Origin of the sequence: Microbacterium saperdae, from assembly GCF_006716345.1 — a bacterium.
Taxonomy (GTDB): domain Bacteria; phylum Actinomycetota; class Actinomycetes; order Actinomycetales; family Microbacteriaceae; genus Microbacterium; species Microbacterium saperdae.
On record NZ_VFOX01000001.1, the window covers coordinates 2,738,445 to 2,763,222 of the forward strand.

Annotated in this window: 24 protein-coding genes; 15 read left to right on the top strand and 9 right to left on the bottom strand. The window is 69.2% G+C overall.

Annotated features, from left to right (window positions below; genetic code table 11):
- Positions 1-46: 46 nt before the first annotated feature.
- Entirely contained in the window at positions 47-1,456 is a 1,410-nt protein-coding gene (locus tag FB560_RS13000; protein ID WP_141872754.1) for an aldehyde dehydrogenase family protein, read from the bottom strand.
- 225 nt (positions 1,457-1,681) lie between these two features.
- Between FB560_RS13000 and paaK the strand changes: the two genes are divergently transcribed.
- Positions 1,682-2,980 carry a phenylacetate--CoA ligase PaaK gene (paaK, locus tag FB560_RS13005; protein ID WP_170198121.1) on the top strand — a complete coding sequence of 433 codons (1,299 nt, stop codon included), beginning with the start codon at positions 1,682-1,684 and terminating at the stop codon, positions 2,978-2,980.
- A 14-nt stretch (positions 2,981-2,994) separates the two neighbouring features.
- Here paaK and FB560_RS13010 read toward each other — a convergent pair whose 3' ends face one another.
- On the bottom strand, positions 2,995-5,133 hold the full coding sequence (locus FB560_RS13010; protein WP_141872756.1) for a RecQ family ATP-dependent DNA helicase: 2,139 nt from the start codon (positions 5,131-5,133) through the stop codon (positions 2,995-2,997).
- Between the two features lie 110 nt (positions 5,134-5,243).
- Here FB560_RS13010 and FB560_RS13015 point away from each other — a divergent pair, with 110 nt between their 5' ends.
- From FB560_RS13015 to FB560_RS13045, 7 genes are all read left to right on the top strand, one after another.
- Complete coding sequence (locus FB560_RS13015) at positions 5,244-5,663, top strand: pilus assembly protein CpaE (RefSeq protein WP_141872757.1); 420 nt, start codon at positions 5,244-5,246, stop codon at positions 5,661-5,663.
- A gap of 83 nt (positions 5,664-5,746) precedes the next feature.
- Entirely contained in the window at positions 5,747-6,724 is a 978-nt protein-coding gene (gene paaA, locus FB560_RS13020; RefSeq protein WP_141872758.1) for a 1,2-phenylacetyl-CoA epoxidase subunit PaaA, read from the top strand.
- The gene (gene paaB / locus FB560_RS13025) at positions 6,724-7,029 is read left to right on the top strand and encodes a 1,2-phenylacetyl-CoA epoxidase subunit PaaB (RefSeq protein ID WP_141873252.1); all 306 of its coding nucleotides are present in this window, start codon (positions 6,724-6,726) and stop codon (positions 7,027-7,029) included. The genes paaA and paaB overlap by 1 nt, the downstream gene beginning before the upstream one ends.
- Complete coding sequence (gene paaC, locus FB560_RS13030; RefSeq protein ID WP_141872759.1) at positions 7,026-7,862, top strand: 1,2-phenylacetyl-CoA epoxidase subunit PaaC; 837 nt, start codon at positions 7,026-7,028, stop codon at positions 7,860-7,862. The genes paaB and paaC overlap by 4 nt, the downstream gene beginning before the upstream one ends.
- Before the next feature lie 5 nt (positions 7,863-7,867).
- Positions 7,868-8,362 (top strand): 1,2-phenylacetyl-CoA epoxidase subunit PaaD, encoded by a 495-nt coding sequence (gene paaD, locus FB560_RS13035; RefSeq protein ID WP_141872760.1) that lies wholly within the window; start codon positions 7,868-7,870, stop codon positions 8,360-8,362.
- Position 8,363: 1 nt separating this feature from the next.
- Positions 8,364-9,527 carry a 1,2-phenylacetyl-CoA epoxidase subunit PaaE gene (gene paaE, locus FB560_RS13040; protein ID WP_141872761.1) on the top strand — a complete coding sequence of 388 codons (1,164 nt, stop codon included), beginning with the start codon at positions 8,364-8,366 and terminating at the stop codon, positions 9,525-9,527.
- A gap of 26 nt (positions 9,528-9,553) precedes the next feature.
- Entirely contained in the window at positions 9,554-10,324 is a 771-nt protein-coding gene (locus FB560_RS13045; RefSeq protein WP_141872762.1) for an enoyl-CoA hydratase/isomerase family protein, read from the top strand.
- On the opposite strand, the gene FB560_RS13050 is transcribed toward FB560_RS13045, so the two are convergent.
- Complete coding sequence (locus tag FB560_RS13050; protein WP_188895072.1) at positions 10,264-10,992, bottom strand: nucleoside/nucleotide kinase family protein; 729 nt, start codon at positions 10,990-10,992, stop codon at positions 10,264-10,266. The genes FB560_RS13045 and FB560_RS13050 overlap by 61 nt on opposite strands.
- 98 nt (positions 10,993-11,090) lie before the next feature.
- Here FB560_RS13050 and FB560_RS13055 point away from each other — a divergent pair, with 98 nt between their 5' ends.
- The gene (locus tag FB560_RS13055) at positions 11,091-12,614 is read left to right on the top strand and encodes an ATP-dependent DNA ligase (protein ID WP_141872763.1); all 1,524 of its coding nucleotides are present in this window, start codon (positions 11,091-11,093) and stop codon (positions 12,612-12,614) included.
- 15 nt (positions 12,615-12,629) lie between these two features.
- On the opposite strand, the gene FB560_RS13060 is transcribed toward FB560_RS13055, so the two are convergent.
- From FB560_RS13060 to FB560_RS13075, 4 genes are all read right to left on the bottom strand, one after another.
- Positions 12,630-13,139 (bottom strand): phosphoribosyltransferase, encoded by a 510-nt coding sequence (locus FB560_RS13060; RefSeq protein ID WP_233444099.1) that lies wholly within the window; start codon positions 13,137-13,139, stop codon positions 12,630-12,632.
- A 107-nt stretch (positions 13,140-13,246) separates the two neighbouring features.
- Positions 13,247-14,092, bottom strand: coding sequence for a transglutaminase family protein (locus FB560_RS13065; protein WP_141872765.1), 846 nt, complete (start codon positions 14,090-14,092; stop codon positions 13,247-13,249).
- Positions 14,089-15,015, bottom strand: a complete 927-nt coding sequence (locus FB560_RS13070) for an alpha-E domain-containing protein (protein WP_141872766.1) — start codon at positions 15,013-15,015, stop codon at positions 14,089-14,091. Before FB560_RS13070 ends, FB560_RS13065 begins: the two co-directional genes overlap by 4 nt.
- On the bottom strand, positions 15,009-16,703 hold the full coding sequence (locus FB560_RS13075; protein ID WP_141872767.1) for a circularly permuted type 2 ATP-grasp protein: 1,695 nt from the start codon (positions 16,701-16,703) through the stop codon (positions 15,009-15,011). Before FB560_RS13075 ends, FB560_RS13070 begins: the two co-directional genes overlap by 7 nt.
- Before the next feature lie 206 nt (positions 16,704-16,909).
- Between FB560_RS13075 and FB560_RS13080 the strand changes: the two genes are divergently transcribed.
- From FB560_RS13080 to FB560_RS13105, 6 genes are all read left to right on the top strand, one after another.
- Positions 16,910-18,559 carry a thiamine pyrophosphate-binding protein gene (locus tag FB560_RS13080; RefSeq protein ID WP_141872768.1) on the top strand — a complete coding sequence of 550 codons (1,650 nt, stop codon included), beginning with the start codon at positions 16,910-16,912 and terminating at the stop codon, positions 18,557-18,559.
- A 25-nt stretch (positions 18,560-18,584) separates the two neighbouring features.
- Positions 18,585-19,439, top strand: a complete 855-nt coding sequence (locus FB560_RS13085) for a PhzF family phenazine biosynthesis protein (RefSeq protein WP_141872769.1) — start codon at positions 18,585-18,587, stop codon at positions 19,437-19,439.
- 45 nt (positions 19,440-19,484) lie between these two features.
- Positions 19,485-19,919 (top strand): NUDIX hydrolase, encoded by a 435-nt coding sequence (locus FB560_RS13090; RefSeq protein WP_141872770.1) that lies wholly within the window; start codon positions 19,485-19,487, stop codon positions 19,917-19,919.
- Between the two features lie 331 nt (positions 19,920-20,250).
- The gene (locus FB560_RS13095) at positions 20,251-20,484 is read left to right on the top strand and encodes a hypothetical protein (protein WP_141872771.1); all 234 of its coding nucleotides are present in this window, start codon (positions 20,251-20,253) and stop codon (positions 20,482-20,484) included.
- Positions 20,481-21,764: an HNH endonuclease signature motif containing protein gene (locus FB560_RS13100; RefSeq protein WP_141872772.1), complete on the top strand. Its 1,284-nt coding sequence runs from the start codon at positions 20,481-20,483 to the stop codon at positions 21,762-21,764. Before FB560_RS13095 ends, FB560_RS13100 begins: the two co-directional genes overlap by 4 nt.
- Positions 21,765-21,781: 17 nt before the next feature.
- Entirely contained in the window at positions 21,782-22,330 is a 549-nt protein-coding gene (locus FB560_RS13105) for a hypothetical protein (RefSeq protein WP_141872773.1), read from the top strand.
- A 31-nt stretch (positions 22,331-22,361) separates the two neighbouring features.
- Here FB560_RS13105 and FB560_RS13110 read toward each other — a convergent pair whose 3' ends face one another.
- Together FB560_RS13110 and FB560_RS13115 are read right to left on the bottom strand one after the other, a co-directional pair.
- A complete protein-coding gene (locus FB560_RS13110) occupies positions 22,362-22,736 on the bottom strand; it encodes a VOC family protein (RefSeq protein WP_141872774.1) in 375 nt (124 codons plus the stop codon).
- Between the two features lie 98 nt (positions 22,737-22,834).
- The gene (locus tag FB560_RS13115) at positions 22,835-24,706 is read right to left on the bottom strand and encodes an FAD-dependent monooxygenase (protein ID WP_141872775.1); all 1,872 of its coding nucleotides are present in this window, start codon (positions 24,704-24,706) and stop codon (positions 22,835-22,837) included.
- Positions 24,707-24,778 lie beyond the last annotated feature (72 nt).

Sequence of the window (24,778 nt, forward strand, 5' to 3'; positions counted from 1 at the left end):
AGAGGGCGGAGGGAGTGATCCCTCCGCCCTCTCGCGCCTGCGCTCCTCAGCGCTGGATGACCTTCGGCGCCGAGACCGCCTTCAGCCCTGCGACTCCGAACTCCTGCCCGTAGCCCGACGCCTTGATGCCGCCGAACGGCACGTGCGGGTTGATGGCGCCGTGCTGGTTGATCCACACGGTGCCGGCCTGCACCCGTCGGGCGACCGCGGTCGCGGCCTCGACATCCTGCGACCACACGGATCCGCCGAGCCCCTGCGTGGAGGCGTTGGCCCGGCGCACGGCATCGTCGACATCCGAATAGCGGATGACCGGGATGACCGGACCGAACTGCTCCTCGTCGACCAGGCGTGCCCCGTCGGAGATGTCGGCGACGACCGTGGTCTGGTAGAACAGCGGTCCGTGCTCGGGAGCCGCAGACCCACCCGCGACGATGCGTGCGCCGTTCTCCCTGGCGTCGTCGACGAGGGCGCTGACGATGTCGAACTGCTTCTCGTTCTGCAGCGGGCCCAGCACGTTGCCCTCGTCGAGGCCGTTGCCGAGCGGCATCGTGCGCGCCATCGCGGCGAGCGCCTCGACCACCTGCTCGTACTGCGAGTCATGCACATAGAGGCGCTTGAGGGCGGCGCAGGTCTGACCGGTGTTGATGAAGATGCCCCAGAACAGGTTCTCGGCGATCGCCTCGATGTCGGTACCGGGCAGGATGATCCCCGCGTCGTTGCCACCGAGTTCGAGAGTGAGCCGCGCGAGGCTCCCGGCAGAGGCCTCGACGATGCGACGACCGGTGGCCGTCGAGCCGGTGAACATGATCTTGTCGAGATCGGGGTGAGCCGCGATGGCTGCACCGACCTCGCGGTCGCCCGAGATCACCGTGAGCACCCCGTCCGGCAGGTGCCGGTTGTAGATCTCGGCGAGCGCGAGCACCGACAGCGGCGTGTACTCGCTCGGCTTCACGACCACGGTGTTGCCCATCCGCAGCGAGGGCGCGATCTGCCAGACGGTGATCATCATGGGCCAGTTCCACGGACCGATCGCGCCGACCACACCCAGGGGGTCGTAGTGCACCTCGGCACGCGACTCCCCGGCCTCGAACACGACCTCCGGCTCGATCGGGGTGTCGGCGGCCGTGCGGGTCCACAGCGCGCACGCGCCCACCTCGAAGCGGGCGTTGGGTCCGTTCAGCGGCTTGCCCTGCTCGCGGGACAGCAGCACCGCGAGCTCTTCGCTGTTCGCCTCGATGTCATCCGCGATGGCGTTCAGGATGCGGCTGCGCTCTGCGTGACCGAGCGCAGCCCACGCCGGTTGTGCCGCACGCGCGGCCGCGACCGCGTCGTCCAGATCGGCGACCGTGTGGATCGGCGCGTAGCCGATGGTCTCTCTTGTGGCGGCATCCGGGATCGCGCGGCCCACACTCTCGGGCACGCCGACGGCTTCCAGGATCGTCGTTGTCGTGGTCACAGCATCCTCCTCATTCCGCGGACCGCTCTGTCCGGTTGTTCGGAGCCTAGGAGCGCCTCTGCCGACGAGTACAGAGCACGGACGTGGAGATCAGGCCATCGTGCGCGTGGTGCACAGGCATGTACGCACGCCGCGAACCGAGGCCGCTGAGGGATTGATGAGATGACGATGAACGGTCCTGTGCCCGCACCGCCGCGGGCCGGGAGAAGTGATGAAGGAGTCACGATGACGACGATCGAACTGCTGACCGGTGCGGGAGATTCCGTGCTGCACTCGCGTCCGGAACTCGAGGAGCTCCAGCTGCGCCGACTGCAGTGGACCGTGCGCCATGCATACGAGAACGTGCCCCACTACCACCGCCGCTTCACGGAGCACGGCGTCACTCCCGACGACATCCGCACGCTCGCCGACATCCGCCGCCTGCCCTTCACCACCAAGGCCGACCTGCGCGAGACGTATCCGTTTGGCATGGTCGCTGTGCCGATGGGCGATGTGCGGCGCGTGCACGCGTCGTCGGGAACCACCGGGCGACCGACCGTGGTCGCCTACACGCAGGGCGACCTCGATCGCTGGGCCGATCTCGTCGCCCGCTCGCTCCACGCCGCCGGCATCCGTCCCGGCATGCGCGTGCACAACGCCTACGGCTACGGCCTCTTCACGGGAGGTCTCGGCGCGCACGCCGGCATCGAGCGGCTCGGGGCGACCGTGATCCCGATGTCGGGCGGGCAGACCGCGCGCCAGGTGCAGATGATCCACGACTTCGAGCCGGACGCGATCCTGTGCACCCCGAGCTATCTGCTCACGATCGCCGATGCGCTGGAGGAGGCAGGCATCGATCCGCGAGCGACCTCGCTGCGCATCGCGGTCCTCGGCGCGGAGCCCTGGACCAACGAGATGCGCCGCGAGATCGAGCGCAGGCTGAACCTCGACGCGGTCGACATCTACGGGCTCAGCGAAGTGATGGGGCCGGGTGTCGCGAGCGAGAGCGTGCTCACCAAGGACGGCCCGCACGTGTGGGAGGACCACTTCCTCCCCGAGACGATCGACGCGGAGTCGGGCGATCCGGTGGCCGACGGCGAACTCGGGGAGCTCGTCTTCACCTCGCTCACGAAGGAGGCGTTCCCGGTCATCCGCTACCGCACGCGCGACCTCACCCGCCTGCTCCCCGGCACCACGTTCCCGGCTGCGCGACGGATCGAGAAGATCACGGGACGCAACGACGACATGATCATCCTCCGCGGGGTGAACCTGTTCCCGACGCAGATCGAGGAGCTCGTGATGGGCATCGAGACCCTGACGCCGCACTTCGTTCTCGAGCTGCGGCGCGAGAGCCGGATGGACTCGATGACCGTGCGCATCGAACGGCATCCGCAGCTCGAACGCTCCGTGTGCGAGGCCGCGGCCGCCGTGCTGCAGCAGCGCATCAAGGTGCACATCGGCACGACCGTGGACGTGCACCTGGAAGAACCGGGAACCCTGCCGCGCAGCGAGGGCAAGTACAAGCGCGTCTACGACCTGCGCTGAGGTTCCGGAGTACCTCAGCCGCGCAGAGCGAGCGTGAACGGCAGCACCTCGCTCGCACCGGCGCGACGGAGCGTGCGCGCGGCGATCGTCATGGTCCACCGGCTGTCGACCAGGTCATCGATGAGCAGCACGGGCCCCGCAGGAACCTCGAGATGCTCGGCGCTCAGTCGATCCCAGAGCCCGGCGAGCCGGAACACGCTGTTGCCACCGGGCTGCCCGCTCGGGCCGCCGCCGATGGGTGCGAGAGCACCGAGGTACGGCAGCCGCCCGACCTCGGCGAGTCCGCGGGCGAGGGAGTCGACGAGCTGAGGATGCGACCGGGATGGCATCGCGACCACCGCGACCGGGCGCTGATCCCAGGTCCACCCGGCGAGCACGCGGACGCAGGCGGCGAGAAGCTGCGGCGGCACCGGGGCATCCGGCGCGCCCGCCGCGAAGATATCCCGCAGCACCCCTCCCCACCCCAGGTCCGTGAGGCGGGCGAGCGCCCTGCCCTCCCCCGCCTGCTCGTCCGGCGCGATGCGGCCCCGCACCGGCACCTCGAGCCGATCGGCGCCTGTCGGCCAGGCGCGACGCGGCTCGATCGGCACACCGACCCTGTCGAGCGACTCCGACGCCTGGGTCGTCGCCGCCGCACCGATCTCGCGCGGGAACCAGCCGCCGGCGCAGTTGTCGCAGCGACCGCACGGCGCCGCGGTGTCGTCATCGAGAGAGCGCTGCAGGAACTCCATCCGGCACCCCTCGGTCTGTTCGTAGTCGAGCATGTGCTGCTGCTCGGCGACGCGCTCGGCCGCGATGCGCTCGTACCGCTCGGCGTCGTAGACCCAGGGCTCGCCCGTGGCGACCCACCCGCCCTGCACCCGTCGCACCGCGCCGTCGACATCGAGCACCTTCAGCAGCAGCTCGAGCGGCGTCCGACGGATGTCGACCATCGCCTCGAGCGCCGGGGTCGAGACGGAGGTGTCGCCGAGGGCCGAGATCACTCGCTCCGCGCGGTCCCGGTCGGGCATCGACGCGGTCGCGAAGTAGTGCCAGATGTCGCGGTCCTCCACTCCGGGGAGCAGCAACACATCGGCGCTCTCGCTGGCACGACCGGCGCGGCCGACCTGCTGGTAGTACGCGACCGGTGACGACGGAGCACCCAGGTGCAGCACGAAACCGAGATCCGGCTTGTCGAAGCCCATCCCCAGCGCGCTGGTCGCGACGAGCGCCTTGACCTCGTTGCGCTTCAGCATCCCCTCGGACTCGGCGCGCTCATCGGTGTCGGTCTGGCCCGTGTAGGCACGGACGTCGTGACCGTGCTCACGCAGCAGCCGGGCGGTGTCGACCGCGGCGGCGACGGTGAGCGTGTAGATGATGCCGGAACCAGGCAGATCGCCGAGGTGACTGAGCAGCCAGGCCAGCCGGCTCGCCGAGTCGCGCAGCCGCAGCACACCGAGGCGCAACGAGGTGCGGGCGAGCGGACCACGGATCGTGAGCACGTCCACCGCTCCCGCCTCGCCGGTGCTCTGCAGGCTCCCCAACTGCTCGGCGACGTCGGCCACGACCCGACTGTTCGCCGTGGCCGTGGTCGCGAGCACCGGAACGTCGGCCGGCATCTGCGCGATCAGGTCGCGCAGCCGTCGGTAGTCGGGGCGGAAGTCGTGCCCCCAGTCGCTGATGCAGTGGGCCTCGTCGACGACCAGCATGCCGATGCGGCGGACCAGTGCCGGCAGCTGCTCCTCGCGGAAGGACGGATTGTTCAGACGCTCGGGCGAGACCAGCAGCACGTCGACCTCATCGCGATCGAGGCGCGCCAGCACATCGCTCCACTCATGGGCGTTCGTGGAGTTGATCGCGACCGCCCGCACGCCGGCCCGTTCGGCCGCGGAGATCTGGTCGCGCATGAGCGCCAGCAGCGGCGAAACGAGCACGGTCGGCCCCGCCCCCTGTCGCCGCAGCAGCAGAGTGGCGACGAAGTACACCGCCGACTTGCCCCATCCGGTGCGTTGCACGACGAGCGCTCGGCGCCTGCCGGCGACCAGGGCCTCGATCGCCTCGTACTGCCCGTCGTGGAAGTCGGCATCGGGACGGCCGACGAGTTCGCGCAGCGCGGCGAGCGCGGCCTCGCGGGTATCGGCCTCGCGGGTGTCGGACGGAGCAGTGGAGACCATGACCCCACTCTGCCTCACTCCACCGACATGCCTCACTCCACCGACATGCCTCACTCCCCCGACATGCCTCATCCCGCCGACACGCACCCGCGGTCGTCTAGCGTGGAGGTGTGATCACCCGAGAACTCGCCGTCGCCCTGCGTGATGCGGGTCTCGTGTGGCATCCGGCCGACGGCGATCGATTCCAGCTCGACCTGCCGGAAGAGATCGAGCTCGAAGCCGAGGCTGACGTCTTCACGGTCAGCGCGATGACGATCGAGGCGCGTCAGACGCCGAGCGGCACCGACCTGGCGTTCAACGGCACCACCGAGTGGGCGCTCGATGCGGTCACCCTTGCGGATGCCGTCTGGCTGCCGCGAGAAGACCAGCTTCGCGATCTCCTGCGCGGCACCTTCCGCCGCCTGGTCCGCGTGACGGACGCATTCCTGGTCGAGATCGAGCTCGCGGGCGAGACTCTCCGGTTCGAGCATCCCGACCCCTCTGAGGCGTACGGCAGGGCCCTGCTCGAGCTGGTCTCCCGCTCCCGCTGACCGCCCCGTCTTGCGTGTCGCGCATCGTCATGTCAGAATTACCCAACGACCGGTCAGTAAAGATCGGAGACGAGGAATCGATGATGACAAGCCCCGCAGACCTCAGCCTCGTATCGGGCGATGTCTCCGACGATGAGCGCGTCTTCGACGAGCTCATCGCGAACGAGCAGCGCATCGAACCCCGAGACTGGATGCCCGAGGCGTACCGCAAGACGCTGATCCGCCAGATCTCGCAGCACGCGCACTCCGAGATCATCGGCATGCAGCCCGAAGGCAACTGGATCACCCGTGCACCGAGCCTCAAGCGCAAGGCGATCCTGATGGCGAAGGTGCAGGACGAGGCCGGCCACGGGCTCTACCTCTACTCCGCCGCGCAGACCCTCGGCATCACCCGCGACGAGATGATGGACCAGCTCATCAGCGGCAAGGCCAAGTACTCCTCGATCTTCAACTACCCCACCCCCACCTGGGCCGACATGGGTGCGATCGGATGGCTCGTCGACGGCGCCGCGATCGTCAACCAGGTCCCGCTGTGCCGCGCGTCGTACGGCCCCTACGGCCGCGCGATGGTGCGCGTGTGCAAAGAGGAGTCGTTCCACCAGCGCCAGGGGTTCGAGATCCTGCTCAGCCTCATGCAGGGCACCGAGGAGCAGCGGCAGATGGCGCAGGATGCCGTGAACCGCTGGTACTGGCCGAGCCTGGCGATGTTCGGACCGCCGGATGAGCAGTCGCCGAACTCCGCGCAGTCGATGAAGTGGAAGATCAAGCGGTTCTCGAACGACGACCTGCGCCAGCGCTTCGTCGGGATGCTGGTCCCCCAGGCGGAGATCCTCGGCGTCACGCTCCCCGATCCGGACCTGCGGCTCGACGAGGAGACCGGTCAGTACGTGATCGGCGAGATCGACTGGGACGAGTTCTTCGAAGTGCTGCGCGGAAACGGCCCCTGCAATTCCGAGCGCCTGGAGCGTCGTCGCACGGCCCACGAGGAGGGTGCCTGGGTGCGCAAGGCCGCAGCCGAGTGCGCCCGCAAGCAGGCTCTGAAGTCGAAGGCGGTCGCATGATGGCGACTCCGGGATCAGACGAGCGCGAACCCTGGCCGCTGTGGGAGGTGTTCGTGCGTGCGAACCGCGGACTGAGTCACGTCCACGTCGGCTCACTGCACGCGCCGGATGCCGAGATGGCGATCCGCAACGCCCGCGATCTCTACACGCGCCGCGGCGAGGGAGTATCGATCTGGGTCGCTCCCGCGGATGCCATCACCACCAGCGATCCCGATGCCAAGGGCGCGTACTTCGAGAGCCCGGCAGGCAAGAACTATCGTCACGCCGTGTACTACACGGCGTCCGAGGGGGTGCCGCACCTGTGAGCGCCGCACACCACGACATCGACGTCCACGGCGACGTGTCGGTCGACGAGCTCCAGCTCTCGCAGGAGCTCTCCGGCGTCGGCGCCGTGGCCGCATCCGCCGACGTCGCCGAATACGCGCTGCGCCTCGGCGACGATGCGCTGATCCTCTCTCAGCAGCTGGGCGAGTGGATCTCGCGCGCACCCGAGCTGGAGGAGGATGTGGCACTGGGCAACATCGCCCTCGATCTTCTCGGTCATGCCCGCTCGTTCCTGCACTACGCCGGCTCGTTCGACGGACGCAGCGAAGACGACCTGGCCTACTTCCGTGATGAGCCGGAGTTCCGGTGCGCATGGATCGTGCAGCAGCCGAACGGCGACTTCGCCCAGACCATCGCGCGGCAGTTCGTGGTCGCCACGTACATGTTCGAGCTCTATTCCGCGCTGCGGACGAGCAGTGACGCGACCTTCGCGGCGATCGCCGAGAAGTCGCTCAAGGAGGTCGACTACCACCGCGACCACGCGGTGCAGTGGATGCTGCGCCTGGCCGGAGGCACCGAGGAGTCGCGCGCCCGGATCGTCCGCGCGAACGCCGATGTCTGGCCGTATGTCGACGAGCTGTTCCGCGACGACGAACTCGTCGAACGCCTCGGCGACGCCGCCGTGCGACCATCGGGTCTGCGCCCCGGCTTCGACGCCGTGGTCGACACGGTCTTCACCGAGGCCGAGCTGTCGGTGCCCGCGGTCGCCGCCTCGTCTGCCGGGGGACGCCACGGCGCACATGCGACCCCTCTCGGCCACATCCTCGCCGAGATGCAGGTGCTCGCTCGGCGGCATCCTGGGGCCACGTGGTGAGCCCGATGCGCACCCACGACACGACTCAGGAGGCCTGGCGCATCGCCGCGGCCGTGCCCGACCCCGAGGTGCCCGTGCTCACGATCGAGGATCTCGGCGTGCTGCGGGCGGTGACCGTCGACGGCTCGCGTGTGCAGGTCGATATCACCCCGACCTACAGCGGGTGTCCGGCGATGGACACGATCCGCGACGACGTGATCCTGGCGCTCACCGCGGCCGGATACGACGACGTCGAGGTGCGTCTCGTGCTCTCCCCCGCCTGGACCACGGACTGGATGACGGATGCCGGCAAGACCAAGCTCGCCGCGTACGGCATCGCACCGCCATCGGGCCGCGCCGCCGTGTCGACCGGTCCCATCCGTCTGGCCCTGAGCGTGCGTTGCCCACGCTGCGGATCCCTCGACACCCGGGAGGTCGCGCGGTTCGGGTCGACCTCCTGCAAGGCACTGTTCGAGTGCCGCGCCTGCCTCGAGCCCTTCGACCATTTCAAGGTGCACTGACATGTCGCTCTTCACCTCGTCCCCTGCAGCGGTCACCCGCGAGACTCCCCGCACCGATGCCGCGCCGCGAAAGCGGGCCCGCTTCCACACCCTCACAGTCGAGGATGTGCGTCCCCTCACAGACGATGCGGTCGAGGTCACCTTCACGGTGCCCGCCGCCCTGGCTGACGAGTACGACCACCTTCCCGGTCAGTACGTCGCCCTGCGCACCACGCTCGACGGCGTCGAGGTTCGACGCTCGTACTCGCTGTGCCGAGCGCCCGAGCACCGAGACGACGGCGGTGACACCCGCCTGAGCGTGGCCGTCAAGCGCGACGAGGGCGGACTCTTCTCCACCTGGGCCCAGACCGGGCTGCACGCCGGATTCGAGATCGACGTCATGAGCCCGCAGGGCACGTTCACCTCGGCACTCGACGCCCTCGACGACCGGCACATCGTCGGCATCGCGGCCGGCTCCGGCATCACGCCGTTGATGGCGCTGGCGCACACCGTGCTGACGCGGTCCGAGACCTCGCGGTTCACGCTGCTCTACACGAACAGGGCCACGCTCGACGTGATGTTCCTGGAGGACCTCGCCGATCTCAAGGACCGGTATCCCACACGCCTGGTGCTGCACCACGTGCTGTCGCGCGAGCAGCGCACCGCCCCCGTGCTCTCCGGTCGGATCGATGAGGAGAAGCTGCGGACGATCCTCGGCACGCTGATCCTGCCGGCGACGGTCGACGAGTGGTTCCTGTGCGGCCCCCTCGCCCTGGTGGACCTGTGCCGAGAGGTGCTCGCCGACGTCGGCGTCGATCGCGCGCACATCCGCTTCGAGCTATTCACGACCGGCGACGAACCGGCGCGCGCAGCGCGCCCTGTCGAGGTGCGCGCGGGCGAGAAGACCGTGCGCATCGAGGTCACGCTCGACGGCGTCTCCTCCACGGTGGAGAGCCCGGTCGACGCGCATGAGTCCGTGTTGAACGCGGCGCTGCGGGTGCGGCCCGATGCCCCGTTCGCCTGCGCGGGTGGCGTGTGCGGAACCTGCCGGGCACGGGTCGTGGAGGGCAGTGTGACGATGACCGAGAACTACGCCCTGGAGCCCGATGAGCTGGAGCGCGGCTTCGTGCTCACGTGCCAGTCCCATCCCACCAGCGACCGCGTGGTCGTGGACTACGACGTCTGAGCAGACCGCCCGGAAGGACAGCACCCATGATCGACCTGACCATCGACGACGACGTCGCGCACATCACGCTGAACGCCCAAGCGAAGCTGAACTCCCTCGACGAGCAGGCGCTGCGCGATCTCGACGCGGCCTACGGAGAAGCGGAGCAGGCCGGCGTCCGCGCGCTGGTGCTCCGCGGCGAGGGACGCGCCTTCTGCGCCGGGCGAGACATCTCCGGCGTGGACCCGCGCGACGACGATGTGATCGGCTACCTCGGCGGCCTCGTGACCCCGCTGCTGCAGCGCATGTCGAGGTTCCCTGCGCCGACCTTCGCCGTGGCGCACGGAGCCTGTCTGGGTGTCGGACTCGGTCTGCTGATCGCAACGGATGTCGTGTACGTCGCGGAGTCCGCGAAGATCGGGTCTCCATTCGCCGCACTCGGGGCGACACTCGACTCGGGCGGGCACGCACTGTTCCTCGACCGGCTGGGCGCGCACAAGACACTCGACCTCATCTACACCGGGAGGCTGATGACCGGAGCAGAGGCCGTGGACTCCGGGCTGTTCTCGCGGGTGTTCCCGAACGATCAGGTCGTCGAGGCGACGATGAGTGCCGCGGCCGCCGCCGCGCAGGGTGCCACGGCGGCCTTCCTCGCGAGCAAGCAGCTCATCGCCCGCATCCGCGACGAACGCCTCGCACTGTGGGATGCCGTCGGCATCGAGAACGCGGCCCAGGCCGCGCTGTGCGACACGGACGACTACCGCGAAGGCTTCGCGGCGTTCCAGGAGAAGCGCACACCGGTGTTCCGCGGAGTGTGACGCCCTCCAGCCTCTCCACCCCTGACGATGACAGGGCGTGCGAGATCGCGATAGTCGACGAGCACGGATGCCCGCTCATCCGGTCGGCACTCCGCAAGATAGCGCCGCTGACCGCCCACGTAGCGCGCGTTCTCCGCCGCCTCGGGATCGGGCGGAGATCCGTCGCGGATCGCCATGCGGCGTGCCGATTCCTCGAACGGCACGCCGAGGAAGACGGTGTGATCCCACACGCCTTCGAGCTCCGGGCGGTGGAGGAAGATCCCGTCGACCAGGAGCACACACCCGCGGGGAACGGGAAGACGATGCCCGACGAGGATCTGATCGGTCTCCACGTCATGGTGTCGGGGCAGGTACGTCCCGTTCCCCTGCCGGAAGGGTTCGATCACCTCGCGTCGGAACGCCGCGTAGTCGTACGAGTCGAGCCAGAACCCCTCGGACGACGTGCGGCCGCGACGGTAGCGTCGCGCGCGCACGTGATGGAAGCCGTCGATGGAGACTCGTGCGACAGAGCGGAGACCTCGCAGGGACATCGCCCAGTCGTCGGCGAGGCGGGTCTTGCCTGCACCGTCGACGCCATCGATCCCGACGATGAGATTCGGCCCGTCGATGACCGGCAAGGTCAGCGCTCCGGTCAGCGCCGAGAAGAACTCGCTCCGCACGTCGTCCACCTCAGCCCCTTTCATGTGGTCGATCACAGATACTCGCATACGAGACGGCAGCTTCCTGTGAGAGCCCGGGTGTCCGAGCCCGGTGGCAGAATGCGGGGATGATGCTCTCGGAGCTCGTCACCACGACAGAAGAGGTCGCCGCGACCTCATCGCGCCTCGCGAAGATCGACGCCCTGGCCCGGTTGCTCGCGCGCGCAGAACCCGCAGAGATCGCGCCGCTCGTCGGTCTGCTGCTCGCGGCACCGCGACAGGGGCGCCTCGGCGTGGGGTGGCGAGGGATCGCCGCCCTCGACGTGCACCATGCCGAGGCCTCGACACTGCGCATCGCCGACGTCGATCAGGCTCTCGATGCTCTGGCTGCGGCGTCCGGCACGGGATCGAACGCGGCTCGCAGCAGCGTCCTGGGCGGTCTCGCCGCGCGGACCACTCCCGGCGAATGGGACTTCCTGACCAGGGCGATCCTGGGCGAGCTGCGCACCGGCGCGCTCGGGGGCGTGCTGCTCGACGCGATCGCCCGCGCCTCCGGACGCACACCGGCCGTCGTCCGCCGCGCCGCCATGCTCTCGGGAGACCTCGGCATCACCGCGCATCTGGCCCTCACCGGCACCGCCGCCGAGCTCGAGGCCGTGGGACTCCAGGTCGGCCGCCCGGTGCTGCCGATGCTCGCCGGGACCGCCGCGACCCCCACCGCGGCCCTGGAGCTCACGGGCGAGGCCTCGGTCGAGTTCAAGCTCGACGGCGCCCGCATCCAGGTGCACCGGCACGGCGACGATGTGGGGGTGTACACGCGCAGCCTGGCCGACATCACCCATCGCGTACCGGAGCTGGTCGAGATCGTTCGGGCACTTCCGGCCCACGACCTGATCCTCGACGGCGAGACGCTGTCGCTCGATGAAGACGGCGGCCCGCGTCCGTTCCAGGACACCATGTCGCGCTTCGGCGCGGATGTCTCGCGGGAGCTCCTGCTGCGACCCTGGTTCTTCGATCTGCTGCACGTCGACGGCCGCGACCTGATCGACGAGCCGCTCTCGACTCGTCTCGCAGAGCTCGAGCGCGTCGCCTCCGACTGGCGCATCCCCGGCATCGTGACAGCCGACGCCGCTGCCGCCGAGGATCTCTCCCGTGATGCCCTCGCCGCCGGGCACGAGGGCGTCGTCATCAAGGCGATCGACTCGCCCTACGCCGCAGGGCGACGCGGCACCTCCTGGATCAAGGTCAAGCCCGTGCTGACCTACGACCTCGTGGTGCTCGGGGCGGAGTGGGGCTCGGGTCGTCGCCAGGGCTGGTTGTCGAACCTGCATCTGGGCGCGCTCGACCTCGACGGCGAGTTCGGTGACCCCGGTGCCTTCGTCATGGTCGGCAAGACCTTCAAGGGCCTCACCGACGAGCTGCTGAAGTGGCAGACGCAGACGTTCCCCGAGTTCGAGACGCGTCGCTCGGCCGGCACCGTGTTCCTCAGGCCGGAGATCGTGGTCGAAATCGCGATCGACGGCGTGCAGCGCTCACCGCGCTACCCCGGCGGGATCGCGCTGCGGTTCGCCCGGGTCAAGGGCTACCGGAGCGACAAGACCGCCGCCGAGGCCGACACGATCCAGACGCTGCGCGCACTCCTGCGGGGATGACCCGGGGCGCCCGGCTCAGGCCGAGGGTGCGAGTCCCCGGTCCTCTTCGACCACGGTGCCCTGGAACGACCACGGGAAGTTGATCCAGAGGTCGGTGTCCTTCCAGGCGTAGTCGGGCTGGATGATCGTCGTCGGCTTCGTGTAGATGGTGACCGAACGCACGTCGGCGCCCTTGTCCTTCAGCAGCTGCACCGCGAGGGCGAGCGTGCGGCCCGAGTCGGCGACATCATCGACCAGCAGCACGCGGCGGCCGTCGAGGTAGGCCATGTCGAGCTCGGGCGGCAGCACCTCCGGAGCGTCCAGCACGGTGCCGATGCCGGTGTAGAACTCGACGTTGATCGCACCGCAGTTCTTCGCGCCCAGGCCGTAGGCGATGGCGCCCGCCGGCAGCAGACCACCGCGCGCGATCGCCACGACGACCTCGGGCTCGAAGCCGCTGTCGACGATGGTGCGTGCGAGCTCGCGGGTCGCCGCGCCGAATCCGTCCCAGGTGAGCGTCTCGCGCTCGATCGTTGCATCAGTCACTGGTTCATTCTCCTGCATGCGCGCGGCGCCCGGTTCCACGTCGAGGGGTCACGACACGCCGCACGGCCGCCCGTGGCGCGGCGTGTCTTGACCCCTCGGATGCTTGGTCATTCCAGCCGGGTGACCTCGACCGACACGAAGAGCTCCGAGGCGCTCGGCCCGGCGTACACCCCCCGCAGCGGCGGCACGTCGCCGTAGTCGCGACCGTGACCGACGTAGACGTGCGACTCCCCGATCTCGGCGAGGTTGGTCGGGTCGTACCCGCGCCACTCCCCCGAATACCACTCGACCCAGGCGTGCGACTCCCCGATCACGGGCTGTCCGATCGGAGCCGTCGGATCCGGGTGCAGGTAGCCGGAGACGTAGCGCGCCGGGATCCCGATCGCCCGCAGCACACCTAGTGCGACGTGCGCGATGTCCTGGCAGACTCCGGAGCGCGCCGGCCATGCATCGCGGGCGGTCGAGTTCACGCCGGTGACACCGCTCCGGTACTCCATCGCCTCGCCGACCGTCCGACAGATCTCGAACGCGGTCGCGTCGACATCGCGTCCTTCGGCCCTGATCCGCTGCGCGAGCGCGATCATCTCCTCATCCGGGGCGGTCGCCGGAGTCTGCGTGATCCCCTCGGCCAGCGACAGCGACAGCGGGATGCGGGCGGCGAGTTCGTCCCAGTCGACGACCCTGGTCGACTGCGGCATCGCCCGCACATCGACGATGCTGGTCGCGGTGACCGACAGCAGCTGATGCGGGGTGAGCACCTCGAAGGTCGACACCCTGGTGTCCCAGTAGTCGGCGTAGGAGTGCTGGGTCGCGGTCGGCGTGATGTCGAGGGTCGCCTGCAGCACGAACTGACCCTCGCGCGAATGCGGCAGCATCCTGGCCTCGTTGTATGACGCGGTGGCCGGCTTCTCGTAGCGGAATCCGGTCCGATGCACGATCCGCAGGCGGCTCACAGCGCCTCTCCGATCCACACCGGCATCGCGATCGAGGGGAAGTACCGCTCCCTGATCGCGTCGCTCGCGTCCGACATCCCCACCTGGACCTCTTCCATGCTCTCCGAGAGCCGATGCACGATGTCACCGACCGGTCGGTACTCCAACTCCGAGCGCATCCGTCCGAGCACACGATGGGCACGATCCGGAGCGCCGAACGCTCCCGCCGGATCGATGCCGCGCAGGCATTCCTCCGCCTGCAGGATGCTGGAGAGCACGGACCGCGGGAACAGCCGATCCACCAGCAGGAACTCCACGGCCGAGGCGGCCGTGGGCACGGCGCGATGGCTGCGCAGATGGGCTTCGTACGCGCCGCAGCTGCGCAGCAGCGTGGTCCAGCTGGGACCACCGGCATCCGTGAGGGACCGCGTCGCGAGCAGACGTGCCGTCATGTCTGCGCGTTCGATCGATCGGCCGAGCACGAAGAACTGCCACGCTTCATCGCGACTGGTCGAGGAGTCCACCACCCCGAAGGCCAGGGCCGATCGGTCGCGGACCCAGCGGAAGAAGGGATGCGTCTTGTCCGAGGCGATCCACCGCGGCATCCGCGCATGGGACTCGTTGAGGGTCTCCCACAGGTCTGTCGAGATGATCTCGCGTGCGCGGCGGGCGTTCTCACGGGCGGCTGTGATCGAGTGCGCGATCGACGCAGAGTGCTCCCGATCCAGCGCGAGCAGGCGCACCACATCGTCGCGTCCGAGCGGCGCGTCGCCCTCGACCGTCGTGCCCATGACCGAGAGCAGGGCGCGGCACGCGGTGTCCTCCTCGACCCACGGATCCTCCAGGAGCAGCTGCAGGTGCACGTCCAGGATGCGCGCGGTGCCGTCCGCCCGCTCGACGTAGCGGCCGATCCAGAACAGCGCTTCGGCGATGCGACTCAGCATGCGAGCTCCCCCGGTCCCGATCGCTGCTGCTGTTGCTGTTGCTGCTGTTGGTGGTGGCGCACCTCGAGATCCTCGTCCTGCGGAGAGGAGAGGAACGGCGGATGCGGCTCCTCCCGCGGCGGTGCCGACACGACCGCGATCGCTCCGGTGGCGATCGAGACCTCGTCGGAGGCCGGATCCGAGAGCCCGGCGACCGTGGTCGTGGGCCCCGTGAACAGAGAGGGATCCAGCACCCAGGTGTCCTTCGACCCGCCACCCTGACTCGAGTTCACGACCAGTTGCCCCTCGGGCAGCGCGACGCGCGTGAGACCCCCTGGCAGCACCCAGATGTCGTTTCCGTCGTTCACGGCGAAGGGGCGCAGATCGACATGCCGGGGCCGGAAGCCGTCCTCCACCAATGTGGGGATCGTCGACAGTTGCACCACGGGCTGCGCGATCCAGCCGCGCGGATCCGCCAGGAGAGTCGCCCGCAGCGCCTCGAGCGTGGTCCGCGAGGCATCCGGTCCGACGACGAGTCCCTTTCCTCCGGAACCGTCGACCGGTTTCACGACGAGTTCGTCGAGGCGATCCAGCACCTCTTCGAGCGCCTCCGGCTCCTCCAGCCGCCAGGTGTCGACGTTCGGGATGATCGGGTCCTCCCCCAGGTAGTACCGGATGAGCTCGGGCACGTACGTGTACACGAGCTTGTCGTCGGCGACGCCGTTGCCGATCGCGTTGGCGAGCGTGACGTTGCCCAGCCGTGCCGCGAGCATCAGCCCCGGCGCGCCCAGCACGGAATCGGGCCGGAAGTGCTGCGGGTCCAGGAACTCGTCGTCGACGCGGCGGTAGATCACGTCGACGCGGGTGGGTCCCGCGGTCGTGTGCATCCATACGCGCCCGCCGGAGCAGAAGAGGTCGCGCCCCTCGACCAGCTCGATGCCCATCATCCGGGCGAGCAGGGTGTGCTCGTAGTAGGCGGAGTTGTAGACGCCGGGGGTGAGCACCACGACGGTCGGATCCTCGACACCGGCGGGCGCCGCGGCGCGCAGCGCCTGCAGCAGCCGGCCCGGGTAGTCGACCACGGGTCGCACGCGCAGGCTGGTGAAGAGCTCGGGCAGCGTCTGCGCCATGACCCTCCGGTTGGCGAGCACGTAGCTCACGCCGCTCGGCACCCGGACGTTGTCCTCCAGCACGCGCCACGCCCCCTTCTCGTCGCGGATGACGTCGATGCCAGCGACATGGATGCGCACCCCGTTCGCCCCGACGATGCCTGCCGCCTGGCGATGGAAATGCGAGGACGAGCTGATCAGCGACGCCGGGATCACGCCGTCGTGCACCGCGAGCTGCGGGCCGTACACATCCGCCAGGAACGCCTCGAGCGCGCGCACCCGCTGCTTCACGCCGGACTCGACGTATCTCCAGTCGTCTGCGGCGATCACGCGCGGGACCACGTCGAGCGGGAACGGCCGCTCCTCTCCGGCGAAGTCGAAGGTCACCCCCTGCGCGAGGTACGAGCTGGCCAGGGCATCCGTCCGCGCCCGCAGCTCCGCGTCGTCCATCCCGGCCAGCGCCGGGTACATGTCCTTGTAGGGCAGACGCACGTCGCCGCCACCCGGCAGCGCCTCCGTCGGGAACATCTCGTCCCAGGGCTGAGGCCCGCTCCGCACCGGCGACCGACGAGAGGTGTATCCGTTGAACAGCGACTCCATGTCGGAATACTTCCGTGGCGTGGTTTCGATGATGTTTCCGAGGGAAGTCGGAGCGGCGACAGCGGCGGGCAGGAACGGTAGAGTTCACCTGTCCGGTCTTTCGACGACCGGTGCCCGAAAAAGGGGCACGAAGCACTCCGCACGGCAGCGGAGGCGAGACACATACGGATACCCCGTTCTCCGTCCCTGTCTCGAAAGGCTTTCGCATGCCCACTGTCTCTGCGCACGTCGCGCTCACCCTCGCCCAGCACATCGATGCCGTCTTCGGCGTGATGGGCAACGGCAACGCCTACTTCCTCGACGCCATCGAGACGCAGACCTCCGCCGTGTTCACGGCCGTCCGCCATGAGCAGGGCGCGGTGGTGGCCGCAGACGCGCACTTCCGCGCGTCCGGTCGCATCGCCGCCGGAACCTCGACCTATGGCGCCGGATTCACCAACACGCTCACGGCTCTCGCCGAAGCCGTGCAGGCGCATGTGCCGCTGGTGCTCGTGGTGGGCGACGAGCCGACCTCGGGCCCGCGCCCGTGGGATGTCGACCAGATCGCCCTCGCCTCGGCCGTGGGGGCGCGCACCTATACGGTCGGGCGCGCGGATGCCGCCGCCACCACCGTGATCGCGATCGAGCACGCACTCACGTATCGAGTGCCGGTCGTGCTCGCGATCCCCTATGACGTCGCCGCCCTCGAAGCCGGTCCGGTGGCGGAGGCTCCCTCGCCGCGTGTGCCCGCCCCGCTGGCCCCGAAGGGCGAGTTCGCCGAGGGGATGCTCGACGAGATCGCCGCCGCGCTCCAGAGTGCAGAGCGTCCGTTCCTCCTCGCCGGCCGCGGGGCCTGGCTCGCGGGGGCGCGCACCGCGCTCGGCGAGCTCGCACACGCGACGGGTGCCCTCACCGCCTCATCCGCTCTCGGGCGCGGCGTCTTCCCGGAGGGCCGCTACGACCTGGGCGTCACCGGCGGCTTCGGCGCCGACGGGGCGATGGAGCTGATCCGCTCCGCCGACGTCGCCGTGGTCTTCGGAGCCTCCCTGAACCAGTTCACGATGCGCTTCGGCGAGCTCTTCGCCCCCGGAACCCGCGTCTTCCAGATCGACATCGCCGCAGCCGCGACCCACGCGCACATCAGCGGTTTCGTGGCCGCCGACGCGCGCGTGGCCGCCGAGGCCCTCGTGTCACGCCTCTCGACCGCTGCCCCTGCTGCTCCGTGGCGCGAGACCGTCGACGTCGCCGCTGCCCGCGCCTATGACGCCGGAGACGACCTCGCACCCGACGGACGCCTCGACCCCCGCTCGGCCGCCCGCCGCATCGCCGCGCTGATGCCGGAAGACCGTGTCGTCGTCTCGGACGGCGGACACTTCATCGGCTGGGCGAACATGTACTGGCCCGTCGCGGCGCCGGATCGCATGATGATGATCGGCACGGCATTCCAGTCGATCGGCCAGGGCTGGCCCAGCGTCGTCGGCGCCGCCCTCGCGCGCCGCGAATCCACGGTCGTGCTGACCTCGGGAGACGGCGGCGGGCTGATGGCCATCGCCGATCTCGAGTCCGCGGTCCGCGCTGCCGGTGGGCGCGGCATCGCCGTCATCTGGAACGACGCGGCATATGGCGCCGAGGTGAACCTCTACGGCTTGAAGGGACTCGCCGAAGGACCGATGCGCATCCCCGAGGTCGACTTCGCCGCCTTCGGCGCAGCCGTCGGCGCCGAAGGCGTGGTTGTGCGCACGCTCGCGGACCTCGACCGTCTGGCCACGTGGGCCGAGGAGGATGCGGCCACCCGCCGCTTCCTGCTGCTCGACCTGCGCATCTCCGGAGACGTGATCGCGCCGTACCAGCAGGAGATCATCCGCGTGAACTCCTGACGGCGAGGTGGATAGGCTCCTCGTCATGACGGAAGTTCCCGAGATCCTGCGGTACAACGCCTTCGCGGCCGATCCGACCGGGGGCAACCCCGCCGGTGTCGTGCTCGACGCTGCCGATCTGAGCGATGAGCGGATGCTGCAGATCGCCGCGGATGTCGGATACTCCGAGACCGCTTTCGTCACCGCGAACCGCAGCGAGGCCGGCACGCCCCGCTATCGCGTGCGGTTCTGGTCGCCGGCGGCGGAGGTGCCGTTCTGCGGGCACGCGGCAGTCGCGACGGCGGTGGCTCTGGCCGAGCGGAACGGCGCGGGTGAGGTGGTCTTCGAGACCGGCGGTGGCGAGGTGACTCTCCACTCCACCTCGGATGGCGAAGGCACGGTCACCGTGTCGTTCACCAGCGTCGAACCGGAGGTTCGGGATCTCGAGGAGGACGTGCTCGCACGGCTGCTCGAACTGCTCGGCCTCGCACGATCGGATCTCGATCCGCGCTTCCCTCCGAAGGAGGCGTTCGCCGGAAACTGGCATCCGACCCTCGTCATCCGGGACCGCGAGCTGTTCGATCAGTTCCGCTTCTCCCCCGCACCCGTCGCGGCGCTGATGCGCGAACAGGGATGGCACGGCACCGTCACGGTGCTGCACGCGTCGGGAGACTCGGACTTCGACGCGCGGAACATCTTCCCGGTCGGCCGCATCACGGAAGATCCGGCGACGGGATCCGCGGCAGCATCGACGGGCGCCTTCCTGCGTGATCTGGGTCGCGCGGGCCGGACGATCCGCATCCACCAGGGTGCCCACGTGCGACGCCCGAGCCTGCTCACCGTGACGATTCCCGCAGTCGGCGGGATCGTGGTGTCCGGCGGCGCGGTGCGCCTCTCCTGAGGCACACCCGCGCTCGCGATCCCTCACGTGCGTTAGCCTTCCGGGATGCCTGCCATCCGCAACATCGCCGTCGGCCTGCCCGTGAGACAGGGGCACGTGCTCGCGCTGTTCGGCACGGATCGGTCCCGCGGACTCGACTTCCTCCGGGCGATCGGTGGCGGGATCGAGTTCGGCGAGCGGGCCGAGGAGGCGCTGCATCGCGAGTTCATGGAGGAACTCGGCGTGACTCTGCAGGCCGTGGAACTGCTCGGCGTGCGCGAGAACATCTTCACGTACGAAGGCGTGCCGGGCCACGAGATCGCCCACATCTACGCGGTGACCTCGTCGGCGCTGGATGACGTGCCCCTGGATGCCGAGCTGCACGTGCTCGACCAGGGCAGCCCCGTGAGATGGGTGCCGATCGCCGAGGTGCGCGAGGGCCTGCGTCCGTTGTTCCCCGACGGAGCGACGGAACTGCTGCTCGGCCTCGACGCAGGCTGACGCTGCGGGGCTTTCGGGGTGTCGGGCGCTTCGGGGCGCCGAGCGCACGGGGTGTTGCCGAGTGCACGGGATGTTCGCGCGGGTAGGTCGTGCACTCGGTGGGGGGGGGCTCGTGCACTCGGGAGGTGCTCGTGCACTCTCGGTGGGTGCCGCCGGCACGGCGATGCGAGGGGCTACGCCGTCTCGACGACAGCTGTGGAGAGGTCGCTTCGTGAGCGCTTCTGGGGAGTGCGAGTGGATGCGGATCGTGTTCCGGAATATCGCTCTGGCCTGGGCCTTTTTTGGTGGTTTTCGGGTCGGAATGTCGGTGGTCCCGGGTTGAATGAGGGGTATGGACCACCCCGTGGATGTGCTCGATCAGGTCGTGAGCGACCTCGATGCGGTGGTGCGCGCGGGGTCGGTTTCGGGGGTGTCGGATGCGGAGAAGCTCGACGTGCTGCGCGCCGCAGGGGATGTGGTACGGCGGGCGGAAGCGTTGATCGTGGAGACGGTGGCCTCGGTGCCCGCACGGCCGGCGGGGTCGGGGATCCGGCGTTCTGCGGACAGTTCGGCTGCCGCAGCATGAGCGAGCTGCTGCAACGGGTGTTGCGCACGGATACGGCGGGGGCGGGACGGGTGGTGAAGGCCGCACGGCTGGTGCGCCGTGAGGTGAACATCAGCTCCGGGGGCTGGGTGCCGGCATTGTGGCCGCAGCTGCGGGAGGCGCTGGTGGACGGGGCCCTCGGGATCACCGGGCTGTTGGCGGCGACGGGGCCGATCGAACAGGCACGAGGACGCGTCGGAGCGGCAGACCGGGCGCGGGCGGACGCGGAGCTGGCGGGGTATGCGCGCGGATGGGGCGTCTCAGAGACGGAGGTCGATGGCGATGCCGATACCGAGGGCGATGCCGATGGTCTGGAAGCGGGGCCGGCGGCGACGCCGGAAGACCTGCGGGTGCTCGCGCAACGGATCGTGATGTTCCTCGACCCCGACGGCGCCGAGCCCGCGGAGGAGATCGCGATGCGCGGCCGCGGGGTGATCCTCGGGCGGGTGAAGAACGGGTTGATCCCGATCCGTGGGGACCTGTTGCCGGAGACCGCGGGACAGTTGCAGCGCATCTGGGACGCGTATCTGAACCCGAGAGTCGACGGGCCACCCGTGCCGGGCGTGCAGTTCGTGCCGTCTGAAGAGCGGGATGCTCAGGGCGTGCAGGATCGGGAGGATCGGGACGGTGGTGTGTTGCCGTCCGGGGACCCGCGCGGGCAGGTCGACCCCCGCACCCGCGCGCAGAAGCAACACGACGCGTTCACCGCAATGCTCGGGATCGCTGCCCGCCACGACGACATGCCGACACTCGGCGGGGCCGCGCCGACACTGATCGTGTCCGTGACGGCGGAGGACTATGCGACCGGGCACGGGTGGGCGCACGTGGACGGCATCGACACCCCGACCACGATCGCTGCCGCCCGGCACACGGCCTGCGGCGGCACGATCCAACGCGTGCTGTTCGACCCCGAGGGCCGCATCGTCGGGATCGGGAACACCGACCGCATCTTCACCACCCACCAACGACGCGCGATCACCCTCCGCGACACAGAATGCTTGATCCCCGGGTGTCACGTCCCCGCATCGTGGTGTGAGATCCACCACGTGCAAGAACACTCCCGCGGTGGGCCGACACATACCGATAATGGTGTCGCGTTGTGTTGGCATCATCACCGCACCCTCGACACCTCCGGGTGGGAGATCCGCATGGACAACGGTGTCCCCACCGTCCGCGGACCCGCCTGGTGGGACCCCACACGACGATGGCGCACACCACGACCCGCATTCACCGCAGATCGTCGATCTGCCAGAACCACTTGATCTGCCAGAATCAATGGGTGACTGCGTGGCGTGCGAGTGGATACGGAAAGACGGCGATCACCGCCGCGAGCTTCGCCCTGATCATGACCCTGGCGTCATGCACGGCGAGCACGGAGTCAGGCACCGGGGCCGGCACGGAGACGGCGAAACCAGCCGCGGCATCCCCCACCCCGGTTGCACCCGAGACTCCCGAACCAGCGGAGACCGAACCGTCCCAGAGCGCCACCGACGGATTCCGTGAGTGGCTGGAGGCATCCCGGCTTCCCGATGTCGAGACCGCCTGCGCGCGCCTCACCCCCGAACTGGTGACCCGCATGATCGCCGAGCTCGAGGCGAACGGCGTCACCGGAATCGACAGCTGCGAACAGATGATCGCGACCACCGCCGAGCTCTACCGCTCACTCGACCAGAGTTCCGACGTCGACATCGCCGTACAGGAGGAGACCGGCACCGATGCCACCCTCTTCGTGACCTACCTCGCCTCCGGCGACTGCGGCACAGTGGTGATGACGCGTCCGACCACAGAGTGGATCATCACCGACCAGTCGACGGAGTGCGCGGGCTGACACGAGCCCACGCCGCGCGCACTCCCCGACTTCAGGCGGCGTAGTCCGGAAGCTCCTGCAGCGTCCAGGTGTTGCCGTCCGGGTCGTCGAACCACACGAACCGCCCCCATCCGAGGTCTTCGACGCCCTTGGTCGCGACGCCGACGGCCTCGAGCTGCGCCTTCGCCTCGTCGGCGTTCGGCACGACCACCTGGATCGTCTTCTGCTGACCGGGCTCGAGCGGGATGTCGAGGCCGGTGCCGAACGCGATCGAGCAGGCCGAACCCGGCGGCGTCATCTGCACGAACCGCAGCCCCTCAGTCGGCGTCTGATCGTGATCGGGGTTGAATCCGATCTTCGTGTAGAACTCCTTCGAACGGTCGACATCGCTCACCGGCATGAAGATGAGTTCGATCTTCCAGGTCATCACGCGCTCCTCCTGTCGGGCGTCGTCGCCCGTCGGCGTCCACGGTACGCCGCGGCACCGACATCCTCCAGGACTCGTCCACGTCGGACCTCGGGCGATCAGCGCGCGGGGAGCAGCGCACCCTCCAGGAACTCCGCGAGCTCCGCGGTGTCGCCCAGGGGCAGGATCGCGGCGACGTACTGGTCGGGCCGCACGACGATCACGACACCGTCACGCGAGAGCTCCCGCGCGGCGAAGATGTCTGTCTCGGTCCACTTGCTGGGGCCTGCCGCGTAGACCTTCTCCCAGTCCGTCAATCCGAGCGGACCGGTCTTCGGCTGGAACAGAGCCGGTGCCGACGTCACCTCGACCTCTTCGAACGACTGCTGGTAGACGGCCTTGACGTCGAACACGGCATCCGCATCCGCATCCGCCGGGGTGAAGTGCGCGAACAGCGGCTCGGCCCGCGCGGCCCACGCGGCGAGGGCCTCACCGGTGCGGTCTCCGAACGCGTACACGCGCCAGCGGCCATCCGCCTTCGCATGATGCCCGAGGTGAACGACGTTTCCGTCACCGACCCGGATCACCTCGGCGGACTTGAACCTCTTGCCGAGCGGGTATCCCCCCGCGAGCGCCTGGTGCACGTCGGATCCCGTGATCATCGACGCGGTGTACTGCGTCATGAAGCCCGAGGGGAACTCCGCCGTGGCGAGGTAGTAGGTCGCGAGCTCGTTCGGGTCGGAGATCTCCTCCGGCTTGCGCGCCATGAGGCTCGACCACTCGCGATCGAAGTCGATGAGCTGCTGCGCCACAGGCCGCCGCTCGGCGCCGTAGGTCGACAGCAGCGCCTCGGGCGCCCGACCGGTGAGCACAGAGCCGAGCTTCCATCCGAGGTTGAACCCGTCCTGCATCGACACGTTCATGCCCTGGCCGGCCTTCGCACTGTGCGTGTGGCAGGCGTCGCCGGTGAGGAACACGCGCGGCGTGCGTCCCGACTCGTCGATCACATCGTCGAAGCCGTCGGTGACCCGGTGCCCGACCTCGTACACGCTGTGCCACGCGACCTGCTGCACGTCGATCGAGTAGGGGTGCAGGATGTCGTTCGCCTTGCGGATGATCTCCTCGACCGGGGTCTTGCGCACCCGATGGTCGTCGTCCTCCGCGACCTCGCCGAGGTCGATGTACATGCGCGAGAGGTATCCGCCCTCGCGCGGGATGTGCAGGATGTTCCCCGCCTCGGAGTTGATGGCGCACTTGGTGCGCCAGTCGGGGAAGTCGGTGTTCACGAGCACATCCATGACGCCCCACGCGTGCGCCGCACTGCCACCGACGTGTGTGCGACCGATGGCCTCGCGCACGCCGCTGCGCGCACCGTCGCATCCGGCCACGTACTTCGCCCGGATCACACGCTCCTCACCGGCCTGCGCCCCTGCCACGTGCCTGACGCGCACCTCCACCGGATACTCGCCGTCGTCGTGCACCGTGAGGCCGAGGAACTCCACGCCGTAGTCCGGGGCGATGCGCCCAGGTCCGTTCACGGCGGCCTCGGCGAAGTAGTCGAGCACGCGCGCCTGGTTCACGATCAGGTGCGGGAACTCGCAGATGTCGTACGCGTAGTCGGCCGTCCGCGAGGTGCGCACGATCTCGCGGGGGTTCTCCGGATTCGGTCCCCAGAAGTTCATCCAGCCGATGTTGTAGGCCTCGGCGACGATCCGCTCCGCGAACCCGAACGCCTGGAACGTCTCGACGCTGCGTGGCTGGATGCCGTCGGCCTGGCCGAGCACCAGTCGCCCCTCGCGCTTCTCGATGATGCGCGTGGAGACACCGGGGTACTGCGACATCTGGGCAGCCAGGAGCATTCCGGCGGGACCGGAGCCGACGATGAGCACATCGACCTGCTCCGGCAGCGCAGCGGGGCGATCGACGCCGACACCTGCCGCGTCCTGCACACGAGGATTGCCGGAGACGTAACCGTGGTGGTGGAACTGCATCGTCGTCGATTCCTTCCGGACTGCACTGTCGGGGTCTTGCATGAGTCTCGAACGTGTTCTATATTCGAACAG

Bases quoted from the DNA above. Each gene is read 5' to 3' on its own strand.
- paaK (WP_170198121.1), top strand. From the start codon at position 1,682: ATGACGACGATCGAACTGCTGACCGGTGCGGGAGATTCCGTGCTGCAC.
- FB560_RS13010 (WP_141872756.1), bottom strand. From the start codon at position 5,133: ATGGTCTCCACTGCTCCGTCCGACACCCGCGAGGCCGATACCCGCGAG.
- paaA (WP_141872758.1), top strand. From the start codon at position 5,747: ATGACAAGCCCCGCAGACCTCAGCCTCGTATCGGGCGATGTCTCCGAC.
- paaB (WP_141873252.1), top strand. From the start codon at position 6,724: ATGGCGACTCCGGGATCAGACGAGCGCGAACCCTGGCCGCTGTGGGAG.
- paaD (WP_141872760.1), top strand. From the start codon at position 7,868: ATGCGCACCCACGACACGACTCAGGAGGCCTGGCGCATCGCCGCGGCC.
- paaE (WP_141872761.1), top strand. From the start codon at position 8,364: ATGTCGCTCTTCACCTCGTCCCCTGCAGCGGTCACCCGCGAGACTCCC.
- FB560_RS13045 (WP_141872762.1), top strand. From the start codon at position 9,554: ATGATCGACCTGACCATCGACGACGACGTCGCGCACATCACGCTGAAC.
- FB560_RS13055 (WP_141872763.1), top strand. From the start codon at position 11,091: ATGATGCTCTCGGAGCTCGTCACCACGACAGAAGAGGTCGCCGCGACC.
- FB560_RS13070 (WP_141872766.1), bottom strand. From the start codon at position 15,015: ATGCTGAGTCGCATCGCCGAAGCGCTGTTCTGGATCGGCCGCTACGTC.
- FB560_RS13075 (WP_141872767.1), bottom strand. From the start codon at position 16,703: ATGGAGTCGCTGTTCAACGGATACACCTCTCGTCGGTCGCCGGTGCGG.
- FB560_RS13080 (WP_141872768.1), top strand. From the start codon at position 16,910: ATGCCCACTGTCTCTGCGCACGTCGCGCTCACCCTCGCCCAGCACATC.
- FB560_RS13085 (WP_141872769.1), top strand. From the start codon at position 18,585: ATGACGGAAGTTCCCGAGATCCTGCGGTACAACGCCTTCGCGGCCGAT.
- FB560_RS13090 (WP_141872770.1), top strand. From the start codon at position 19,485: ATGCCTGCCATCCGCAACATCGCCGTCGGCCTGCCCGTGAGACAGGGG.
- FB560_RS13095 (WP_141872771.1), top strand. From the start codon at position 20,251: ATGGACCACCCCGTGGATGTGCTCGATCAGGTCGTGAGCGACCTCGAT.
- FB560_RS13100 (WP_141872772.1), top strand. From the start codon at position 20,481: ATGAGCGAGCTGCTGCAACGGGTGTTGCGCACGGATACGGCGGGGGCG.
- FB560_RS13110 (WP_141872774.1), bottom strand. From the start codon at position 22,736: ATGACCTGGAAGATCGAACTCATCTTCATGCCGGTGAGCGATGTCGAC.
- FB560_RS13115 (WP_141872775.1), bottom strand. From the start codon at position 24,706: ATGCAGTTCCACCACCACGGTTACGTCTCCGGCAATCCTCGTGTGCAG.